This is a genomic window from Coprococcus sp. AM11-30B (assembly GCF_027674365.1).
In the GTDB taxonomy this organism is placed as follows: domain Bacteria; phylum Bacillota; class Clostridia; order Lachnospirales; family Lachnospiraceae; genus Allocoprococcus; species Allocoprococcus comes.
In genome coordinates this window covers 100,006-121,615 of the sequence record NZ_JAQDVB010000004.1, presented here as the reverse complement: position 1 = coordinate 121,615, position 21,610 = coordinate 100,006, and the positions used below count along the sequence as shown (strand labels likewise).

Sequence of the window (21,610 nt, the reverse complement as noted above, 5' to 3'; positions counted from 1 at the left end):
AGGTGAAGCAAAGTGAAGAAAAAGATTAGTTTAGTAGTCGCAGTTCTGGTACTTGTGCTCGGCCTTGCAGGCTGCGGAAATGCCAAGACCGTCAGCTATGACAAAGATACACTGATCCAGTCTTGTGATGCTGTTTTTGATATCATTGAGAGCGGATCCATCACAAGCGACCAGATCACAGAGATGTCAGACTGGAATCAGGGATATCTGATGGCACAGTTTGAAAGCCAGACCGGTGTGCAGATGGAAGCAGACACTTTCGCAACTGCACTGGAAGGATGGAAAGCATCCCTGGAAGAATGCGGCGATTATGAAAGCCATAAAGACTATGAATTCGAGGCGTCTTCTACAGGTGTTACGGTAACTGCACCGGCAACATTTTCTGACAGAAGTGCAGACCTGGAATTCGTATTCGATGAGAATATGACTCTGGAATCATTTACAGTCAATGCTCATTACGGCATGAGCGAAATCCTTGAAAAAGCGGGACTTAACACATTACTTGGTATGGGAACTGTATTCGTAATGCTTATTTTCATGAGCTTTATCATTTCCCTGATCAAATACGTTCCTGCATTACTTAACGGTACATCCAAGAAGAAAAAAGAAGAAGCTCCGAAGGCAGCACCGGCACCGGCAGTGGCAGCAGCTGTAGAAGAAGCAGAAGAAATGGATGATACCGAACTTGTTGCAGTTATCGCAGCAGCGATCGCAGCAGCAGAAGGAACTACTACAGACGGATTTGTAGTACGTTCTATCAAGAGAAGAAAATCAAACAAATGGAATGCATAGTGCGAATAGAATCAGGAGGATTTAAAGATGAAAAACTATACAATCACAGTTAACGGCAACGTATATGATGTTACAGTAGAAGAAAACGGAAACGGAGCAGCTGCAGCACCAGTAGCAGCACCAAAGGCAGCTCCGAAAGCAGCACCGAAGGCAGCTCCAAAAGCAGCAGCCGGAGCTGGAAGCATCAAGGTAGAAGCAGGTGCAGCCGGAAAAGTATTTAAGATCGAAGCAAGCGTAGGACAGAAAGTATCCCGCGGTGATGCAGTTCTTATCGTAGAAGCAATGAAGATGGAAATTCCTGTTGTAGCTCCGGAAGACGGAACAGTTGCAAGTATCGATGTAGCAGTAGGTGATGCAGTAGAAGCAGGACAGACACTGGCTACATTGAACTAAGGAGCAACATCCTTTTGAAAAACAGGAGGTTATAACATGGAATATATCACTAACACACTGGGAAACCTCGTGCAGCAGACTGCGTTCCTCAACCTGACTTGGGGTAACTACATTATGATCGCAGTTGCATGTTTTTTCCTTTATCTTGCAATCAAGCATGGGTTTGAACCGCTTCTGCTTGTACCGATTGCATTTGGTATGCTCCTGGTAAATATTTACCCGGATATCATGCTTCATGCAGAAGATTCGGCTAACGGAACGGGCGGACTTTTGTATTACTTCTTCCAGCTGGATGAGTGGTCTATTCTCCCGTCACTTATTTTCATGGGTGTCGGTGCGATGACTGACTTTGGACCGCTCATTGCCAACCCGGCGAGCTTCCTCCTCGGTGCGGCAGCACAGTTTGGTATTTTCGCCGCTTATCTTGGTGCAATGGCTCTCGGATTCTCTGATAAGGCAGCAGCTGCCATCTCCATCATCGGTGGAGCAGATGGACCGACTTCCATCTTCCTTGCAGGTAAGCTCCAGCAGACAGCACTTATGGGACCGATCGCCGTGGCAGCCTACTCTTACATGTCACTGGTTCCGATCATCCAGCCGCCGATCATGAAACTTCTCACAACAGAGAAGGAAAGAAAGATTAAAATGGGACAGCTTCGTCCGGTTACACAGCTTGAGAAAATTCTGTTCCCGATCATCGTAACCATCGTTGTATGTATGATTCTTCCGACAACAGCTCCTCTGGTAGGTATGCTGATGCTTGGTAACCTGTTCAAAGAATCCGGTGTTGTAAGACAGCTGACAGAGACCGCATCCAACGCAATGATGTACATCGTAGTTATCCTGCTTGGTACATCTGTAGGTGCTACTACAAGTGCAGAGGCATTCTTAAATGTCAGCACATTGAAGATCGTACTACTTGGTCTGATTGCATTCGCATTCGGTACCGCAGCAGGTGTCCTGTTTGGAAAACTGATGTGCGTAGCCACACATGGCAAGGTAAATCCGCTGATTGGTTCAGCCGGAGTATCTGCCGTACCTATGGCAGCCCGTGTATCTCAGAAAGTAGGAGCGGAAGCAGATCCGACCAACTTCCTTCTGATGCATGCAATGGGACCGAACGTAGCCGGAGTTATCGGAACAGCCGTAGCAGCCGGAACATTTATGGCTATTTTCGGAGTAATGTAGCAACAGGAAGCGCGTATCTGACAGTGAGATAACAATCCTGGAGCGCAATAAACCTTATAATAATTGGAGGAAGATATAATGGCAGCAATTGAAAAGAAACCGATTAAGATTACGGAAACAGTTCTGCGTGATGCGCATCAGTCCCTGATCGCAACAAGACTTACCACAGAACAGATGCTTCCGATCGTAGATAAAATGGACAAAGTCGGATATCATTCCGTAGAGTGCTGGGGCGGAGCTACATTTGATGCATCCCTTCGTTTCCTGCATGAAGACCCATGGTCAAGACTTCGTAAATTCCGTGACGGATTCAAGAACACCAAACTTCAGATGCTCTTCCGTGGACAGAACATCCTTGGATACCGTCCATACGCAGATGATGTAGTAGAATACTTCGTTAAAAAATCTGTTGCAAACGGAATCGATATCATTCGTATTTTTGACTGTCTGAATGACCTTAGAAACCTTCAGACAGCAGTAAAAGCAGCTAACGCTGAGAAAGCAGAAGCACAGATCGCGCTTTCTTACACACTTGGAGATGCTTACACCTTGGATTACTGGGTAGACATCGCAAAGAGAATCGAAGATATGGGTGCAAACTCTATCTGTATCAAAGATATGGCAGGACTTCTTCTTCCGTACAAGGCAACAGAACTTGTCGGAGCATTAAAAGAAGCTGTTGATATCCCGATCCAGCTGCATACACATTACACATCAGGTGTTGCTTCAATGACATACTTAAAAGCAGTTGAAGCCGGTGTAGACGTGATCGATACCGCTATTTCACCGTTCGCACTTGGAACTTCTCAGCCGGCAACAGAAGTTATGGTTGAGACATTCAAGGGAACACCTTATGATACAGGATTTGACCAGAATCTTCTGGCTGAGATCGCTGATTACTTCCGTCCGATCCGTGACGAAGCACTTGACAGTGGACTTCTCAATCCGAAGAACCTTGGTGTTAACATCAAGACACTTCTGTACCAGGTACCGGGCGGAATGCTTTCCAACCTTACTTCCCAGCTCAAAGAGCAAGGGGCAGAAGACAAGTTCTACGACGTACTTGAGGAAGTACCGAGAGTTCGTAAAGACCTTGGTGAACCACCGCTGGTTACTCCGTCATCACAGATCGTTGGTACACAGGCAGTATTCAATGTCCTGATGGGCGAACGCTACAAGATGGCAACAAAAGAGACGAAAGACATCCTGAGCGGAAAATACGGTGCAACTGTTAAACCGTTCAACCCGGATGTTGTTAAGAAAGTACTCGGAGACAATCCGGAAGTTATCACATGCCGTCCGGCAGATCTGATCCCGGATGAACTCGGAACTCTTGAAAAAGAGATGGAACAGTACAAAGAGCAGGATGAAGACGTACTCAGCTACGCACTTTTCCCGCAGGTAGCTACAGACTTCTTCAAATACCGCGAGGCACAGGAGAAGAAAGTAGATGCTACAATTGCAAAAGACGGAAGTTATCCGGTATAATAGCATATTAGTAAGAACAGCTTTTTGGCAACAAAAAGCTGTTCTTTTCATATAAAAAAAGGACAGGCATATAATTTATAATAAGAAATCAATAAAAAAGGAAATGGTTAAATGCTGTCTTGCTTTGAAGTAGAAAATTATGGAAATTTTATAGAAAAATTATCAATAGAATGGAATCAGGGGATTTCGTGCGTATTTGGAAAATGTGGAGCTGGAAAAACTACATTGTGTATGGCATTAAAAGATATTATTACTGAACAAGATTTGAAAAATCAATATATAGAAAATAATGGAAAGTTCAAATATATATTTTTAATAGAAGATATAGAAATTGAAATAGTATACGAGCGGAAAAAGAATGGGAGGATCTATTGTGGATGCATTAAAATAGAAAAAATGCTTTTTGAATTTATTTTAAAGAATGAAGTAAACGTGCCTATAGATATGATAAAAAAATCAGTTAAATATGCAAAAGTAAAAAATTTGAAAAGAGAAACAGAGATTTTAGAAAAATGTATGAATATGTTTCAACAAAAGGAATATGTTGTTGAAGTTACGAAAAATGACAAGTCTGTGGAATGGAACAAGGTGAGAAATGATTTAAAGAAAGAATATTTGAAAAGAAATAGTAAGAGAACGAAAATAAAAATTATTGATGATGTGGATGATAGCGAAATAGATAGAATAAAAAAAGAAGGTATAGATTCAGAGGTTCAGATTATAGTGTTTGCGAGAAGAAGCTGTTGGATAGATGAATGTATTGCACCATTGGATAATTACTATTACATAAACGGAGGAAAGATGATAAAAATGATAAATGGGATAGAAAAAGAAATAAAAACAGTGTACCAGCTAAAAAAACTTTTTTTAAAGGGAATTTATGATATATAACTGTAGTTTTTTTACGGATGAATATTGTAAATGCCTTTTTTTTGGTGTAATATGAAAAGACAGGAGGAAAGAAGGCAATGTTAAAAAAGTTTTGGCTGAAAAATTTTAAAAATTTTAAAGAGGACTTATTGCTTGATTTATCTAAAATAAATAATTATGGATTTAGTGATAAAGCAGTTCATAATAGGACGATAAAAACCGCACTCGTATATGGGGAAAATGCGAGCGGAAAAAGTAATCTGGGATATGCTTTATTCGATATTATTTTACACTTAACAGATAAAGAAAGAAATTTTGAATTCTATCGGTTATATGGGAATCTGGAAAAAGATGAGCCGACTGAGTTTTATTACGAATTTGAATTTGAAGAAGGAAATTTGAAATATTGGTATAAAAAAGAAAGTGCACAAAAGTTACTGGAAGAAAAGGTCTGGATCAATGGAGATATTTATCTGAGATATAATTATGAAACGCATGAAGGAGAGGTACTGCTGGCAGGGGCAGAGACATTGAATACAAATCTGACAGAGAAGAACATTTCGTTTGTAAAATATGTTTCTAATAATACAGTTTTGAAGAACACAGAAGAATGTATAGTATTTACTAAATTCATGAGATTTGTCGATCGGATGCTCTGGTTCAGTTCTTTGGAAAAAAATGATTATCAAGGATATTATAACGGCACTGAAAAAATTGCACAGGGAATTATCAAACGTAATAAGGTAAAAGATTTTCAGGAGTTCTTACACGAATTAGGTATAGAATATGAATTAGTAGCTAAAGAAATAGAAGGTGAACAACAATTGTTCTGTAAATTTGGTAAGCGAGAAGTGAATTTTTATAGTGTGGCTTCGCGAGGAACATGTTCATTGACATTGTTTTATTATTGGCTGATGCATTTGGAAAATGTATCACTTGTGTTTATTGATGAATTTGATGCATTTTATCATAATAATCTTGCAACAGCAGTTGTAAAAGAACTTTTGAAACTTCCTAAGACACAAAGTATACTGACAACACATAATACAGATATCATGAGTAATGATCTGCTTCGACCAGATTGTTATTTGCGTATCCAGAACGGAAAGATTAAATCATTCAGTGAAGCAACCAATAAGGAATTGAGAAAAGCACATAATTTGCAAAAGCTTTATAATGCGGGGGCATTTGATGATTAAAAAATACATAGCGATTATTTATGAGGGTGAACGGACAGAAAAGCAGCTTGTATGGAACTTGAATCAAATCTTTTTCTCGGAACAATGCGAGCTTGTGCCGATTACGTTTCCGGCAGGAGAAAATATTTACATGTTGTGGAAACAATTAAAGAAGGACGAGTTTGAGACCGATGTAATTGAAGTACTAAGGGAGTCGAATAAAGAGGCGAAAAAAGTACTGGAAGGTTTTGAACGAAATGATTTTATGGAAATATATTTGTTTTTTGATTATGATGGCCATAATAATAATCTGAAAGCGAAAGAAAAAGATGTAGATATTCTGGAAGAAATGTTAAATACATTTAATGAAGAGACAGATTTGGGAAAGCTGTATATTAATTATCCAATGGTGGAGTCGTTAAGGGATCAATACGCATTTGAAGAAGAAAAATGTTATCGCAGATGTATGCTTGATATTGATGATATCAAAAAATATAAGAAAACAGTTCATGAAATAAAAAAATATCAGGATTTCAGACATTTATCGAAAAATGACTGGTATGATTTATGCCGAAACAGTTTACGCAAACTAAACTGTATTATAAAAGGAAGATATGAATTGCCTGAAAGAAATGATTTATTTAATGAGCTGACTCAGGACAGATTATATGATTTTCAAAAGACTAAATTTATAAAAAATGGAAAAATAGGAATTATCAATAGTTTTCCATTGTTTATTTATGAATATTTTAGAGAGTCTATATGGGAAGCTTAACAGGGGACGAGGAATCGTCCCTTGTCAAATGATACTGGAGGCAAATTGTGAGCACAAAAAATGAGTTACTGATTAGAATTGATGAGAAATATCCGAAGTTCAGCAAGGGACAGAAGCGACTTGCGGATTACATCAAAGAAAATTATGATAAAGCAGCCTTCCTGACGGCTGCAAAGATGGGAGAGGCAGTCGGTGTCAGCGAATCAACGGTTGTCCGTTTCGCAACACAGCTTGGATATAAAGGCTATCCCGAATTCCAGAAAGCACTGGGAGAACTGGTGCGTACCAAGCTGAATTCTATCCAGCGTATGGAAGTGACCTACGGACGGATCGACCGGAGCGAGATCCTGGCGACGGTTCTGCAGTCTGATATCGAGAAGATCAAGCAGACATTGGAATCCGTGGACAATCATGCATTTGAGCTGGCGGTGGATACGATCCTTGCGGCAAAAAAGGTTTATGTGATCGGAATCCGAAGCTGCGCACCGCTGGCAAAATTCCTGACTTTCTATCTGAATCTGATCTGTGAGGATGTGGTAGAGGTCGATACCAACAGTTCCAGCGAGATTTTTGAGCAGCTGATCCGGATCGGGGAAGAAGATGTGATCATCGGGATCAGTTTTCCGCGATATTCCATGCGTACATTAAAAGCACTGGAATTTGCCAGCAACCGGAAAGCAAAGGTAATAACCTTGACCGACAGTGTGAATTCACCGATGAATCTCTATTCCTCCTGCAATCTGATCGCCAAGAGTGATATGGCATCTATCGTAGATTCCCTGGTTGCACCGCTCAGTGTGATCAATGCACTGGTGGTTGCACTCTGTATGAAGAAGCAGGATGATGTCATCGAGACGCTGGAGACACTGGAGGACATCTGGGACGAATATCAGGTTTATTCCAGAGATGAACTGGAGCCTGTAGAAGATGAGGTAAGGATCAAATGAGTAAAGTACTGATCGTAGGGGGCGGAGCTGCCGGTATGTTCGCATCGATCTTTGCGGCGAAAAATGGCAATGAAGTCCACGTATTTGAGAAAAATGAAAAACTTGGAAAGAAGCTTTTTATCACGGGAAAAGGCAGATGCAACGTCACCAATGCTTGTGATGTAGAAGAGCTTTTCCAAAATATGGTATCCAATGAGAAATTCATGTACAGCAGTTTTTACGGATTTACCAACCAGGATGTGATGGATTTCTTTGAAAATGCAGGATTGCGTCTGAAGACAGAGCGTGGCAACCGTGTATTTCCGCAGTCGGATCATTCTTCGGATGTTATCCGCACACTGGAGCTGGAAATGAAGCGAAATGGAGTACACATCCATCTTTATTCCAATGTAGAAAAGGTTGTGGCAGAGGATGGAAGATTTTCCTATCTTGTCATGGCAGATGGAAGCAAAGAAGAAGGGGATGCCTGCATTATCGCAACCGGTGGTGTCAGCTATCAGACAACAGGTTCCACCGGAGATGGCTATCGCTTTGCAGAAGCGATGGGACACAAGATCACCGATCCTGCACCTTCCCTGGTTCCGATGAATGTCAGAGAAGAGTACATTCCGGCACTGATGGGGCTTTCCCTCCGGAATGTCCAGGCAACGGTCTATGACGGAAAGAAAGAGCTGTACAGTGATTTCGGAGAAATGTTATTCACCCACTTTGGAGTAAGCGGACCACTGATCATCAGTGCGAGTGCCTATGTAGGTAAAATCCTGCAGAAAAAGCATGAGTTAAAGCTGGTCATCGACCTGAAGCCGGCACTTTCCGAAGAGCAGCTGGATGCGAGAGTGCTGCGGGAATTTGATGCAAACCATAATAAACAGTTTAAAAATGCAGTTACCGGACTGTTTCCGGCAAAATTACTTCCGGTCATGATCCACTTAAGCGGCATTGATCCGGAGAAGAAGGTCAATGTGATCACAAAAGAAGAGCGGATGAATTTCGTCCATCTGATTAAACATTTTACTGTGACACTGACCGGGCTTCGGGATTTCAAAGAGGCAATTATTACACGGGGCGGTGTAAAAGTCAAAGAAGTCAATCCGTCTACGATGGAGTCAAAGCTGGTACAGGGACTGTATTTTGCAGGGGAAGTGCTGGATCTGGATGCACTGACTGGTGGATTCAATCTGCAGATCGCATGGTCGACTGCATATGCGGCAGGAAGTAATATCTGGTAGTTTTTGGATTATAGATATCGCACAGCAATCCAGAGATGGCGTAAACAGGAAATGATCCGGATGGAAGGTGAGAAAAGCTGAGGATGAGAATATCAGCGGAAAGCCGGAAAAGGAACCGTCAGATCTGGACAGGAACAGAAAATGTGAGTGAAACAGGGAGGATATAAAATGGGATATAATATCGCAATTGACGGACCGGCAGGTGCCGGAAAGAGCACGATCGCAAAACTGGTTGCAAAGGAACTGGGATTCATCTATGTAGATACCGGGGCAATGTACCGCGGACTTGCCGTACATTTTCTGAAAAAGGGGATCGTACCGGGAGAAGTAGAGAAGATCGAGGCAGCATGCGAGGATGCAAAGGTAGAGCTTGGTTATGAAAATGGTGTGCAGCAGGTCTATTTGAATGGAGAAAACATCACTTCACAGCTTCGTGAGGAAGCGGTTGGAAATATGGCATCCGTAAGCTCGGCAGTACCGGCAGTCCGTGCAAAGCTTCTGGATCTGCAGAGGAATCTTGCAAAAGAAAAAGATGTCGTTATGGACGGAAGAGATATCGGAACCAATGTACTTCCGAATGCGGATGTTAAAGTGTATCTGACTGCAAGTGTAGAATGCCGGGCAATGCGCCGGTTCAAAGAACTGGAAGGAAAAGGAGAAGCCTGTGATTTTGAACAGATCAGGCAGGATATCCAGGAAAGAGACGAGCGCGATATGACAAGAGAGATCGCACCGCTTAAGCAGGCTGAAGATGCAACGCTGATCGACAGCTCTGAGATGGGAATTGACGATGTGGTGAAAGCAATTATTGCACTGACAAAGTAGAAAATCTGTCAGAAATCAGATTGCAGCAGCAAAAAAAGATGATTATTGTATGGAAAGGTAAAAATCTATAATTGAAAATACAATAATCGATAAATAATTAAAAAGTCATTAGTTTTTAGGAAAAAAGTACACAAAACTAATGACTTTTTTGTGCGAAAAGTCGATAAAATGTTAAAAAAGAGAATTGTACATGGAGATTGCTTTACCTTTTATATGAAATATGTTATAAATGTTAGAGAAAACGAATTACGAAAGTAATGTTTAAGAGGGTCGGGTTTAATTATGTACAGAAAGAAAACATCCAGTTGGTTAAAACACTGGGATTTTATTTTGTTAGATTTAATATTGTTGGAAGTATCTTATTTACTTGCTCAGTGGTTACGTCATGGGACTGCATATTACAGGGAAGCACCGCTTTATCGGAATGTATTTTTTGCAATTGCGGCGATCGATCTGGTTGTTGGCCTGACGATGGGAAGCTACAGAGGAATCTTGAGGAGAGGATACTGGTTGGAGGCTAAGGCAGTCGCAAAGCACGCGATCATCGTGACCGTGTGTGTGATTGTCTATTTGTTTGCAATGAAAGAGTCGAGCAATTACTCACGAGTTGTCACATTTGCATTCCCAATCATATCGATCTGCGTATTATATATAGGAAGGATTTTGTTGAAAAAATGGCTTTCCAAGCACAGAGGCCCTGCATCAGGGAAAAGAGCGATCCTTCTGGTCGGTGGAAAAAAGAATTATAGAGAAATTGTGGAGGCATTTACCGGCAATCCCTACAGTGAGTTTCATGTAATGGGAATTGGAATTATTGATGCAAAAGAAAATGAAATTCCAAATTATCATGGATTCCCGGTATTTTGTGGAGAGAGTGCGATTGAAGATTTTGCGCAGTTGAACTGGGTGGATGAAGCACTTTTCAGCATTCCGACAGAGCTTGCGCTTCCGGATAAAATGATCAAAAATTTCGGTATCATGGGAATTACCATACATATCAAGCTGGCAAGAGTTGCGGATGATTCTTCCAACCAGATTGTGGAAAAGCTGGAAGGATATACGGTGCTTTCGACCAGCATCAATATGGTAAGCGCCGGTCAGCTGATCTTCAAAAGGACGATGGATATCTGCGGAGGACTGGTTGGAATGCTACTGACAGGTATCATTTTTATCTTTGTAGCACCAATCATTTATATTAAGTCACCGGGACCGATCTTCTTTAAGCAGGTGCGAATCGGAAAAAATGGCAAAAAATTCAACATTTACAAATTCCGAAGCATGTATATGGATGCAGAAGAGCGGAAGAAAGAGCTGATGGCGCAGAACGATATCAAAGATGGTATGATGTTCAAGATGGATAACGATCCGCGTATTATCAAAGGAATCGGAAACTTTATCCGTGATTACTCTCTGGATGAATTCCCGCAGTTCTGGAATGTGCTCAAAGGTGATATGAGCCTTGTGGGAACCAGACCGCCAACAGTGGACGAGTGGGAGAAATACGAGATGCATCACCGCTCCAGACTGGCATTCAAGCCGGGACTTACCGGTATGTGGCAAGTCAGCGGAAGAAGTAATATCACAGACTTTGAAGAAGTTGTAAGACTGGATACCGAGTATATTAAAAAGTGGAGTCCGGGGTTGGATATTAAGATTCTGTTTAAGACCGTGGCAGTTGTGCTTGGGAAGGTCGGATCGAAGTAGGATTGTTGTAAAAGGTCAATAAAAAGCATACGAAATGCTGAAAAGGCTACTTCTTTTAAGTATGTAGAGTGCAGAAATGTCTACTCAACAAAATCAGTTGAGGTCTGATGGTTGTATGGATGGTGGGAGATACATAGCAAAAATGCTGTTTTTCTCAATAACGTGAAGAAATTCCACTATTGGCAGTACAAAAAGTAAAACGAGGGTACATATAGAAACGCTAAGTGTTGAAGCGTTGAGCAAAGGTGGTTGCAATGATCATATCATACAAAAATAACGATGATATGATAAATTAAAACTAAGTGCTGATGTATTGCGTAAAGGTGCGAAGATGTTGACTTGAGGTTAATGGTTGAAAATGAACATCACACTACAAAGCAACACTTAGAAAAAAGATGATAACACTTCGGTTATAGAGGAATAGAGACGAGTGTACTCAACGGATGTTTTATGAAGTAGAAAACATGATTGCTGGGGTAATTGGATACGACAGCATAAGAAAACATTTAGCCGCGTGAGCGGTAAGAGGAAAAAGAAATACTATCTGCGATGAGCGGATGTGTGCATAGATTTGCGGAAGAAAAATGACGAGGAGTATTTGAGGGATGAGGAAGAATAAAATCAGAATACTGCATGTGGCGCAGGCCGCAGGTGGCGTGGATCGCTACATCCGAATGCTTCTCAAGTATTTGGACAAAGAAAAGTTCAAGAATATATTGGTTTGCTCACAGGATTTCCATGAAAAAGACTACAGAGGTTTGGTTGATTCTTTTGAACAAGTCGAGATGACGCGAGCCATTGGTGGCAATGACTTAAAGGCGATTAGAGAGGTTAGAGCACTGATAAAGAAATATAACCCCGATATCGTCTATGCTCATTCCAGCAAGGCGGGGGCTATTGCTCGTATTGCAGATATTGGTTTAAAGAACCACTGTGTATACAACCCACATGGCTGGGCGTTCAACATGCGCTGCTCGGCAAAGAAAAAAGCAATATACACAATGATAGAAAAAATTGCAGCACCGTTCTGCGATAAAATCATCTGCATTTCAGATGCAGAAAAACAGTCAGCACTGGATAAGAAAATATGCAAAGAGGATAAACTGCAAGTCATTTTTAACGGTGTGGATATCGAGGCCTATGAAAATGGAGCGCATGGTGCAGTAAAAAGGCAAGACCTGAACATTCCAGAAGATGCATTTGTTGTCGGTATGGTTGGGCGAATAAGTCAGCAAAAAGCACCAGATGTCTTTATTAAGATGGCAAAGCAGGTGAAAGATGAAGTTCCAAATGCACACTTTATTATCGTTGGTAATGGAAATCAGGAAGACGAAATCAGAAAGTATGCGAAGGACAATGGCTTTTCGGATAGTTTACATATTACTGGATGGGTTGATGATCCGATGAGTTATGTGGAGCTTTTCGATGTTGCATGTCTACTGAGTCGCTGGGAGGGCTTTGGACTGGCACTGCCTGAGTATATGATAGCAGGCAAGCCTATTGTAGCAAGCAGAGTGGATGCCATTCCGAATATAATCCGAGATGGAGAAAATGGCTTACTTGTTGAAGTGGATGACGATACTGGAGCAAGTAATGCTGTGTTGCGAATCTATCAAGAAGATGGATTGAAAGATAGATTGGTGACACAGGGATTTGAAGATGTGCATAACAGGTTTAACGCTCGGAGAGTTTCAGAAGAACACGGGAAACTGTTTGAGAGATTATAAATGACGGAGGAATAGATGTTATGAAAGGCATTATTTTAGCAGGTGGATCGGGCACTCGTCTATATCCATTAACGAAAGTAACGAGCAAGCAGCTCTTACCTATTTTTGATAAACCGATGATTTATTATCCGATGTCCGTTCTGAGATGATTTTCATATCTCAGAACAGTAGGATACACACCGAAAGAAAGTGCGGCACTGATTTTGAGAGAGGAAAATCAGAATTAGATAGATTGAAGACTACTTTTAAATTTTAAGGGAGAAATAATAAAAATGATTACACCTAAAGATATTGAAAATAAAACGATGAGTCCAGAAAAGAGAAAGTCAGCAAAAAATGACTATTTTGCTTTTTATATTGGAAGACCATTATCGTATATCTTGACTATTCCATTCTTGTATACAAGCATTTCTCCCAATACGGTTTCTTTGATTTCTATTATTCCGATAATTGTTGGATTTGTGCTCATGTGTATTGGAAGTACAAAGAAAGTCCTAATTGTTGGATGGTTGATGTTTTTTCTGTGGAATCTTCTAGATGGAGTCGATGGAAACATTGCAAGGTATAAAAAGCAATTTTCGAAGATGGGCAGTGTATATGATGCAATGAGCGGCTACATCGCTATGGTTTTATCCTTCTTTGGCTGGGGTGTGGCAGCAGCACACAATCCTGGATTATTCCAAAGTATTGTGCAGTTGCCGCCAGACTTCTATATTATTCTCGGAGCATTATCTGGAATATTTGTGATATTTCCTCGCTTCGTCATGCATAAAGCGATTACGACACTGGGCGATCAAGGTTCAATGAAATCTGTAAAAGACAAATCAGAATATGGTTTCGTTAAATTGGTTGCCCTGAATTTAACATCTATAGCAGGGTTCGTTCAGGTCTTAATGCTGATTGCGGTAATTTTCAATATTATGGATTTGTTTACCATAGGCTATTTCGTTTTGAACTTTATGGTTATGGTAGTTTCTTTAAAAAGTATTTTTAATGTGAAGTAAAAAGGAGATTAAGCAGTATGGCAAACATTGCAATTATTATCGCGGGTGGTTCAGGACATCGTATGGGGCAGGACATTCCAAAACAGTTTATTAATGTATATGATAAGCCGATTCTTATTTATACGTTAGAAAGTTTTCAGAAGCATCCTCAAATCGATGCTATTGAAGTAGTTTGTATTGACGGCTGGCATGATATTCTGTGGGCTTATGCTAAGCAATTTAATATTGATAAATTGAAATGGGTTGTTTCAGGCGGAAGCACGGGTCAAGAGTCTATTAGAAACGGTGTTTACAACTTGGAGGGAAAGGCAAATGCGGATGATACGATAATTATCCACGACGGCATTCGTCCTCTTGTTGAGCCGTCTGTACTTACAGATGTTATCAGTAAATGCAAGCAATATGGAAATGCTGTAACATCTATGCCGTACAATGAGCAGATCTTTGTTGTGGATAAGGAGAATGAAGCCACGACCACGCAGTATATCCCGCGTGAAACTCTGCGTCGTGTTTCCACACCGCAGGCTTACAAATTTGATTTACTGGATCGTAAATACCATGAAGCATTTGAAAAAGAAATCGGTATTTACGGATCGTCCTATACGAACACAATGATGGTTGAATTAGGAGAACGCCTTTACTTTGCAGCCGGATCCGATAAGAACATCAAATTGACGACTAAAGACGATCTTGAAATGTTCAAGGCTTACTTAAAGGCAGATAAAGACAGCTGGCTGAAATAAGGAGAGTACTATGATAGATAATTCAATTTATAGAGAAGACATTAAATATGTAGCTAGTTTGGAATTGCCATGGGAAAAACTGGACAATAAGAGCATTTTAATTACTGGAGCCAGCGGTTTGATTGGCAGCTTTTTGATTGATGTTTTAATGGAAAAAAACCTGCATGGATTGAATTGCAAGGTATATGCATTGGGACGGAATCTTGACAAGGCAAAGAATAGATTTGAGAGGTACTGGGCATCACCTCTTTTTGAATTTGTGTCACATGATATCAATGAGCCGCTCGAGTTGGATAATGCTGATAGGGTAGATTTTGTGGTTCATCTCGCAAGTAATACGCATCCAGTGGCATATGCAACAGACCCGATTGGAACTGTGACTGCAAATATTATCGGAACAAATAATCTTCTGAAATTTGCGGTAAAACATCATGCAGAACGTTTTGCATTCGCATCCTCAAATGAAATTTATGGAGAAAACAGAGGAGATGTAGAATTCTTCGACGAGAGGTACTGTGGCTACATTGATTCGAATACACTGAGAGCTGGTTATCCAGAAAGTAAACGTTGTGGTGAAGCTCTATGTCAAGCATATAAAAAGCAGGAAAATTTGGATGTCGTTATTCCTAGGTTTACCCGCTCTTATGGTCCAACTATGTTAAAAACTGATACAAAAGCAATTTCACAGTTTATTAAAAAGGCAGTGGACGGCGAAAACATTGTTTTGAAGAGTACTGGAACACAGTACTACTCTTACACCTATGTGGCAGATGCAGTGGCAGGATTTTTAACAGTTATTCTGAAGGGTGAAAGTGGTGAGGCCTACAACATTGCGGATGAAGCGTCTGATATTATGTTGAAAGATCTTGCAAAGATTATTGCTGATTTTGCGGGTAAAGAGGTTGTATTTGAATTGCCTGACGAAACCGAAAAAGCTGGATACAGTAAGGCAACAAAGGCTAGACTTGATGGTTCTAAACTGAAAAAACTTGGTTGGACAGCTAGATATGATATTAAACAAGGCCTGGAAAGAACTATGAAAATGCTGACTGAAATAAGCGAGTAAAAAATGTTTAATGTGAGGAATAGTAATGAATTTATTGTTTATACAGGGTGGATCTAGGTGGAAATATGATTCAGAAGGAACACTTTATACAGACCCAAATTTTAATTCGCAGATTTGGAGCCGATATAAAGGATACTGTGACGAGTTAACTGTAGTATTGCGTAGAGAGGATCGAATTTACACAAAGGAAGAAGCGCGGATAAAATTTAATGAAATTGGTAATTCAATTGATCACTGTGTGGCACTCCCTGATATGTATAGACCTCTTTCAAATGCATTGTCGTGTCAAAAGAGAATGTTGGCAAAAAGAACCATTGAATCTGAAGTGAAAAAAGCAGACAAAGTGATTATTCGATCCTTAGGAAATATCTATACTAATACGGCGTTAAAATACGCACAAAAGTATCATAAGCCGTATTTGGTTGAGGTTACTGGTTTTGCATGGGAATCATTGTGGTATCATAGCTTGCACGGAAAATTTGTTGCAGGATTCAAAGAAAATCAATATAAGCGATTAATGAAAAATGTAAAGTATGGCGTGTATGTGACAAATGAAGCCTTACAAAAAAGATATCCATGCAAAGGAGAAATGTTGGGATGCTCTGATGTTGAGCTTATGCCTTCAGACGATAAATTGCTTGAAAATCGTATTCTGAAAATACAAAAGCATACAGGCAGGATTGTGCTAGGAACAGCTGCTTTTTTGGATGTTGGCTGGAAGGGGCAGGAGTATGTTATTCGTGCCATGGGAGAGTTAAAAAATAGAGGGCTAAATAATTTCAAGTATGAAATGATTGGAAATGGATCAGGAGATAAACTGAGAAAGTTAATCGCTGAATTGCATCTGGAAGATTGTGTTTCTATCTTGGGAGCGAAGCCGCACAGTGAAGTTTTTTCATGGCTTGATTCAATCGATATTTATGTGCAGCCTAGTTTTATGGAAGGTTTGTGCAGATCTATTGTGGAGGCAATGAGTAGAGCATGCCCAGTGATTTGCACGAATGTTGGCGGAAACTATGAATTAGTTTCAGATGAGTGCCTGTTTGAAAAAGCTGATTATGTTAGACTTGCTGACATACTCGAAAAAATGATGAAACCAGAACTGCAAATTGAAGAAGCAAAACGGAATTTTGAGAAATCAAAAGAGTATAACAAAGAAGACTTAAATAAGAAGAGAGATGCTTTTTATCGAAACTTTATTGAGTCTGGAGTAGAGTGAGGATGTTATGATTTCATTAGTGATGACAACATATAATGGATTAAAGTATATTTCTGAACAGCTTGAGTCAATAAAAAATCAAACAGTGTTACCGGATGAGGTTTTAATCTACGATGACAGATCCACTGATGGAACATATGAGTATGTGCAGGAGTATATCAAAACAAACAAATTAGACAAATGGAATGTCGTAAGAAACAAAGAGAATAAAGGGTATTCTTTGAATTTTAGCGATGCAATGAAAGAATCGCATGGAGATATAGTCTTTCTTTGCGATCAAGATGATATATGGCATTTAGATAAAATTAAGGTAATGTCAGAAATAATGAATTCGCACCCGGAAATTCAACTGCTAGCATCTAATGTTCACCCATTTTATGATGGGGAACATCCACAAAAAGTTAATTTTGAGAAATTTTATGGACAATTGGTAAAGATTAATCGTATTGGAAGTTGGATAAAACCAGCAAGACCTGGATGTTCAATGTGCTTTCGTAGATGTTTGCTAGAGAATTATGATGATGTGTGGTTTGAAAATTATGCACATGATTGCCTTTTATGGGGAAAAGCTGTTTTGTCTGAAACTGCATATATATATAATGAAGACACTATAGAATTTAGACGGCATGATAAGAACGCATCTAGTAGAGGTGGAGGAAGTCTAAAATATAGACTGGAAGGACTAAATACCGAAATTGATATAATTTCAAGGATGCTTCTTTTTTGCAAAAAAGATATACGACATGAAAAATATATAAGCTTTTTAAGTGAGCAATTAGTGGTGTATAAAAAAAGAAAAAATATATTAGAAACCAAAAATGTGATTCGGGCTTTCCTTGCTTTCCCATATATAAAATATTATGGCCGGAGTAGATTTTGGATGACGGATATTTTCTATTGTTTAAAGAGATGAAATTTGACTGGAGGTATTTTATGATTAAAAAAACACAGATAAATGAAAGTTTGCTTCTGTATTGCATAATATATTTGTGTTCTTTTAATTTTTGGGATACAAAGTTTGGAATGGTTTTTAAATATTTTTTTTTCTGCGTAATACTTATTGGATTGATCGGCTACGGAAAGAGGTTATTAGTAAATAAGGGAAAAATACAGACAACTGCAAAAGACAGTGTGATTCTGTACATGTTTTGTATTGAATTATTTTTGATTCAAGTAATAAATGTTGAAAATAGTAGCCAAAGAAATCTTGCTTTTTATCAGTATGTTTTTTTTATGATGATGATACCATCTATTCTGTATTTATTGGAATACTGTGAAATTAGGAAAATACTAAATTTATTCAAGACTATTGGAGTGGTTCTCTCTATATTTGCCATATACGAGGTGTTTTCTGGCTCATATATTATTCAAAATGAATATTTAGGAATAATGTATAATGGTTCGCGTGTGATAAGAGCAATGGTATTTTCAGGGTCATTCCTTACATTTGGAACAATAATGGCAATGATTTCGGTTGTTTCGTTTTATGATTTTTATACAAATACAAGCAAACTTAATCTAATTTGTTTGATTATAAATGTAGTTGGGTTGCTTATGTCTTCATCAAGAGGACCATTAGTAGCGTTTGTCATAAGTGCAATAGTTATTTATGTTTATATTGGCGGAAGAGTGAATCTTTTAAAGGTTTTTAAAGTTATATTGATAATGTTTATCATTGGAATGTTGTTAGCGATTTTGGGAACTACCTTGAGTAGAAATAATTCGACTATTGCTTTTTATTTGAATAGACTACAATCCATTTTTGACTGGTCTGAGAATAGTGCATCTAATACGGGTAGAATAGATTGCTGGCTTTATTCCATAGAAAAATTTAAGGAGAAGACAAATTGGATATTCGGAATTGGACCGGCCGCAACAGGTGCTAGAGCAAAGGCGAATTGGGGAGGATTTGTCACAGAGAGTGGGTTACTTAAGAGATTTCTTGAATTAGGAGCTGTTGTAGCGGTTGTATACTACATGTTCTTTTTTAGTACAGTACATGCTGGATTGCGAAAAGCCCGTAAAGAAGGCAATCAATATATTGCTCTAGCTTTGGGCATTGTAATATGTATTCTTATTGAAGATACTATTTTACAGATTACAGAAGAGTTGAGTGTCACTTTCTTGCTTTGGATGTTTATATGCATACTGTTAAGAAAAGAGAAACAAAATGACGAGAGGATATGAGGCAGAGTTAGATTCCTTATCCAATAGAAAGTAAAGAAAAGACAGTTGACTATAGAGGAGGTAATATTGTGAATATACTTGTTATTCATTCACATAACGCAAATAGAGGAGATGAAGCTGCTGTTAAAGCAATGGTTGACGAACTCCTTATAAAATATCCGGGAGCCACGATTACGATTTCTAATAATGGATTTACACCATATCCTGGTATGCCGGAAAATGTAATCCAAATTGATCGCTTTCCGAAGCTTGAATCGAGAATGGCGCAATTGGAATTTTTCATTGTTCTGTTGTTTAAAGGGAAGTTTGCATTTACAAAAGAAGCAAGAAAATTTATTCGTGCATTAAAAGAAGCGGATGTTGTCTTACATGCACCAGGAGGTCCATCCATTGGCGATACATATTTTAAAGCGGAAAAACTGTATTTATGGCGTTTGAATTTAATCCGTCGAATGGGGATTCCATATATTTTTTATGCTCCATCAATGGGACCTTTTAATTGCGCATCTAGAAATAAACTTAGAAAAGAAGTGATTTCTGGTGCAGAAAGAATTGTTTTACGAGATCCTATTTCGGTAAAATATGTTAAGGACTTTTTGCCGGGTGTTGAGGTTGAACAGGCGTTGGACTCAGCATTACAGCATGATATTGATATTGATAAAAACGAAACGAAATACAATAACTATCCAGAGCTCAAAAATTTTATTGAGAACCACGAAAAATGTATAGGCATCACAATAACGGATTTAAAGTGGCATCCAGTACATAAAAATGAAAAGATAATAGAACAGATTCCAACAGCATTCAAGGTATTTATAACTCAAAAAGTCAAAGAAGGATATGGCGTTATTTTTATTCCACAGCTATATGGTAACTTGAATGATACAAAGGTCATGAATGATTACATGTTAGACTCTGATACGTTTATGATTGATGCTTTTTCGGAAGAACGAGATACTTACTTTCAGCAATATGTTATTGGCAAGTTATACGCTGTAGTCGGTATGAGATATCATAGTAATATTTTTTCGGCAAAAATGGGAATCCCATTTGTATCAGTATCGTATGAGCAAAAAATGAAGGGATTTATGCAATCTATAGGTTTGAGTGAGTACTGTATTGATTTGAATGAGTTGTCAGAGAAAACATTATTTGCAAAGTTTGGGCAACTGGAAGCAAATCATGATGCTTATAAAAATAGGTTGAAAAATATTCATTCGGATATGAAGCAACAGGCGTATAAAACAACGGAAATTGTAGTTAATTTCTTGCAAGAAAAAGGAGCAACAAATGCCTGAATTAAAGAAAAAAATTAAATTCATCATTGATAGATTTTCGATGATATATGAATTTTGGCGTGATTACTGTAATTATAGGAGATGGAATTATAATAATCCTAAAGTCGTTACAAGAGCAGCACAGGAATCGAAAATACTGCGTCAGACCCATATGATTGAAAAAGGTATGTCACTGTCAGAACCACGTAAAGGCTTCGGACAGCAAAAGATTGCAGTGCTTTTTGAAATGATGGATCAATACTTGAAAATGGGATACCCTTCCGATGGTATGCCATTTCAAGATGCAATTATTGTCTTGAATGCTTATGTTGACATGCAAAAAGGACTTGGCTATGAAAATGCTGCTATGGTGGAAAAACTGAAAACATATGATACATATCGGATTGATGGTCTTACAGCAGGCATCAAGTATGATACACGAGCAAATCTAATGAGTAATATAGACAAGCCTTTTCCAGAGTTTTTTTATAGTCGACATTCAATGCGGCAGTTTGAAAGTAAATCCCTTATCATTGAAGATGTGGAAAAAGCTATTAAAATCGCGCAAAAAGCTCCAACTGCATGTAATCGGCAAGCTAGTAAAGTTTATTTGTATAAGGATAAGGCAACAAATGATGCTCTAGGAGAATTGATTGCAGGAAATACTGGTTTTCAGCAAGAGGTACCAAATTATCTTGTTGTTACGGCAGACGTCTCTGCGTTTTATGACACGTTTGAGAGAAATCAAGTATATGTTGAAGCCGGACTGTTTTCAATGGCTCTTGTTGAGGCATTACATTATTATGGAATTGGAAGTTGTATTCTCCAAAATGGCGAATACTATAAGAAAAATAAAAAATTCAAGGAAATTTGCAAAAATATTCCGGAGAACGAGCGTATTATTTTGTTTGTTGCAACTGGATATTATAAAAATGAATTTTCCTATGCGATGTCACTACGAAAGAATGTTGAGGATGTGTTTATTGTAAAATAAGAAG

20 protein-coding genes and 1 pseudogene are annotated in these 21,610 nt (G+C 38.9%); all 21 read left to right on the top strand.

Annotated elements, in window-relative coordinates:
- The first annotated feature begins 12 nt into the window (after window positions 1-12).
- The 21 genes and pseudogenes from PGU50_RS03500 (at window position 13) to PGU50_RS03400 (ending at window position 21,606) form a co-directional block, all read left to right on the top strand.
- Complete coding sequence (locus PGU50_RS03500; protein WP_008369211.1) at window positions 13-792, top strand: OadG family transporter subunit; 780 nt, start codon at window positions 13-15, stop codon at window positions 790-792.
- Window positions 793-819: 27 nt separating this feature from the next.
- Window positions 820-1,185, top strand: coding sequence for a biotin/lipoyl-containing protein (locus PGU50_RS03495; protein ID WP_008369209.1), 366 nt, complete (start codon window positions 820-822; stop codon window positions 1,183-1,185).
- Window positions 1,186-1,221: 36 nt separating this feature from the next.
- Complete coding sequence (locus tag PGU50_RS03490; protein ID WP_008369207.1) at window positions 1,222-2,373, top strand: sodium ion-translocating decarboxylase subunit beta; 1,152 nt, start codon at window positions 1,222-1,224, stop codon at window positions 2,371-2,373.
- A 78-nt stretch (window positions 2,374-2,451) separates the two neighbouring features.
- Complete coding sequence (locus PGU50_RS03485) at window positions 2,452-3,861, top strand: oxaloacetate decarboxylase subunit alpha (protein WP_055155903.1); 1,410 nt, start codon at window positions 2,452-2,454, stop codon at window positions 3,859-3,861.
- Between the two features lie 111 nt (window positions 3,862-3,972).
- Window positions 3,973-4,752 carry a hypothetical protein gene (locus PGU50_RS03480; protein ID WP_270203477.1) on the top strand — a complete coding sequence of 260 codons (780 nt, stop codon included), beginning with the start codon at window positions 3,973-3,975 and terminating at the stop codon, window positions 4,750-4,752.
- Between the two features lie 77 nt (window positions 4,753-4,829).
- Entirely contained in the window at window positions 4,830-5,930 is a 1,101-nt protein-coding gene (locus PGU50_RS03475) for an AAA family ATPase (protein ID WP_118217742.1), read from the top strand.
- The gene (locus PGU50_RS03470; RefSeq protein WP_118217743.1) at window positions 5,923-6,684 is read left to right on the top strand and encodes a hypothetical protein; all 762 of its coding nucleotides are present in this window, start codon (window positions 5,923-5,925) and stop codon (window positions 6,682-6,684) included. Before PGU50_RS03475 ends, PGU50_RS03470 begins: the two co-directional genes overlap by 8 nt.
- A gap of 47 nt (window positions 6,685-6,731) precedes the next feature.
- Complete coding sequence (locus PGU50_RS03465) at window positions 6,732-7,631, top strand: MurR/RpiR family transcriptional regulator (RefSeq protein WP_022219915.1); 900 nt, start codon at window positions 6,732-6,734, stop codon at window positions 7,629-7,631.
- The gene (locus PGU50_RS03460) at window positions 7,628-8,860 is read left to right on the top strand and encodes an NAD(P)/FAD-dependent oxidoreductase (RefSeq protein WP_118217744.1); all 1,233 of its coding nucleotides are present in this window, start codon (window positions 7,628-7,630) and stop codon (window positions 8,858-8,860) included. The genes PGU50_RS03465 and PGU50_RS03460 overlap by 4 nt, the downstream gene beginning before the upstream one ends.
- 168 nt (window positions 8,861-9,028) lie before the next feature.
- Window positions 9,029-9,685: a (d)CMP kinase gene (gene cmk / locus PGU50_RS03455; protein ID WP_055247106.1), complete on the top strand. Its 657-nt coding sequence runs from the start codon at window positions 9,029-9,031 to the stop codon at window positions 9,683-9,685.
- A 282-nt stretch (window positions 9,686-9,967) separates the two neighbouring features.
- Window positions 9,968-11,389 carry a sugar transferase gene (locus PGU50_RS03450; protein WP_118217745.1) on the top strand — a complete coding sequence of 474 codons (1,422 nt, stop codon included), beginning with the start codon at window positions 9,968-9,970 and terminating at the stop codon, window positions 11,387-11,389.
- 605 nt (window positions 11,390-11,994) lie between these two features.
- Window positions 11,995-13,116, top strand: a complete 1,122-nt coding sequence (locus tag PGU50_RS03445; RefSeq protein WP_118217746.1) for a glycosyltransferase family 4 protein — start codon at window positions 11,995-11,997, stop codon at window positions 13,114-13,116.
- A 20-nt stretch (window positions 13,117-13,136) separates the two neighbouring features.
- Window positions 13,137-13,259: pseudogene (locus PGU50_RS03440) on the top strand (sugar phosphate nucleotidyltransferase); the annotation flags it as partial.
- Between the two features lie 129 nt (window positions 13,260-13,388).
- Window positions 13,389-14,120 carry a CDP-alcohol phosphatidyltransferase family protein gene (locus PGU50_RS03435; protein ID WP_207662825.1) on the top strand — a complete coding sequence of 244 codons (732 nt, stop codon included), beginning with the start codon at window positions 13,389-13,391 and terminating at the stop codon, window positions 14,118-14,120.
- Between the two features lie 17 nt (window positions 14,121-14,137).
- Window positions 14,138-14,863 (top strand): IspD/TarI family cytidylyltransferase, encoded by a 726-nt coding sequence (locus tag PGU50_RS03430; RefSeq protein WP_118217747.1) that lies wholly within the window; start codon window positions 14,138-14,140, stop codon window positions 14,861-14,863.
- Between the two features lie 10 nt (window positions 14,864-14,873).
- Entirely contained in the window at window positions 14,874-15,929 is a 1,056-nt protein-coding gene (locus tag PGU50_RS03425) for an NAD-dependent epimerase/dehydratase family protein (RefSeq protein WP_118217748.1), read from the top strand.
- A gap of 25 nt (window positions 15,930-15,954) precedes the next feature.
- Entirely contained in the window at window positions 15,955-17,148 is a 1,194-nt protein-coding gene (locus PGU50_RS03420; RefSeq protein WP_118217749.1) for a glycosyltransferase, read from the top strand.
- 7 nt (window positions 17,149-17,155) lie between these two features.
- Window positions 17,156-18,061 carry a glycosyltransferase gene (locus tag PGU50_RS03415; RefSeq protein ID WP_118217750.1) on the top strand — a complete coding sequence of 302 codons (906 nt, stop codon included), beginning with the start codon at window positions 17,156-17,158 and terminating at the stop codon, window positions 18,059-18,061.
- Window positions 18,062-18,081: 20 nt separating this feature from the next.
- On the top strand, window positions 18,082-19,335 hold the full coding sequence (locus PGU50_RS03410; RefSeq protein WP_182450921.1) for an O-antigen ligase family protein: 1,254 nt from the start codon (window positions 18,082-18,084) through the stop codon (window positions 19,333-19,335).
- Between the two features lie 68 nt (window positions 19,336-19,403).
- A complete protein-coding gene (locus PGU50_RS03405; RefSeq protein WP_118217752.1) occupies window positions 19,404-20,633 on the top strand; it encodes a polysaccharide pyruvyl transferase family protein in 1,230 nt (409 codons plus the stop codon).
- On the top strand, window positions 20,626-21,606 hold the full coding sequence (locus PGU50_RS03400) for a nitroreductase family protein (RefSeq protein WP_118217753.1): 981 nt from the start codon (window positions 20,626-20,628) through the stop codon (window positions 21,604-21,606). The genes PGU50_RS03405 and PGU50_RS03400 overlap by 8 nt, the downstream gene beginning before the upstream one ends.
- Window positions 21,607-21,610 lie beyond the last annotated feature (4 nt).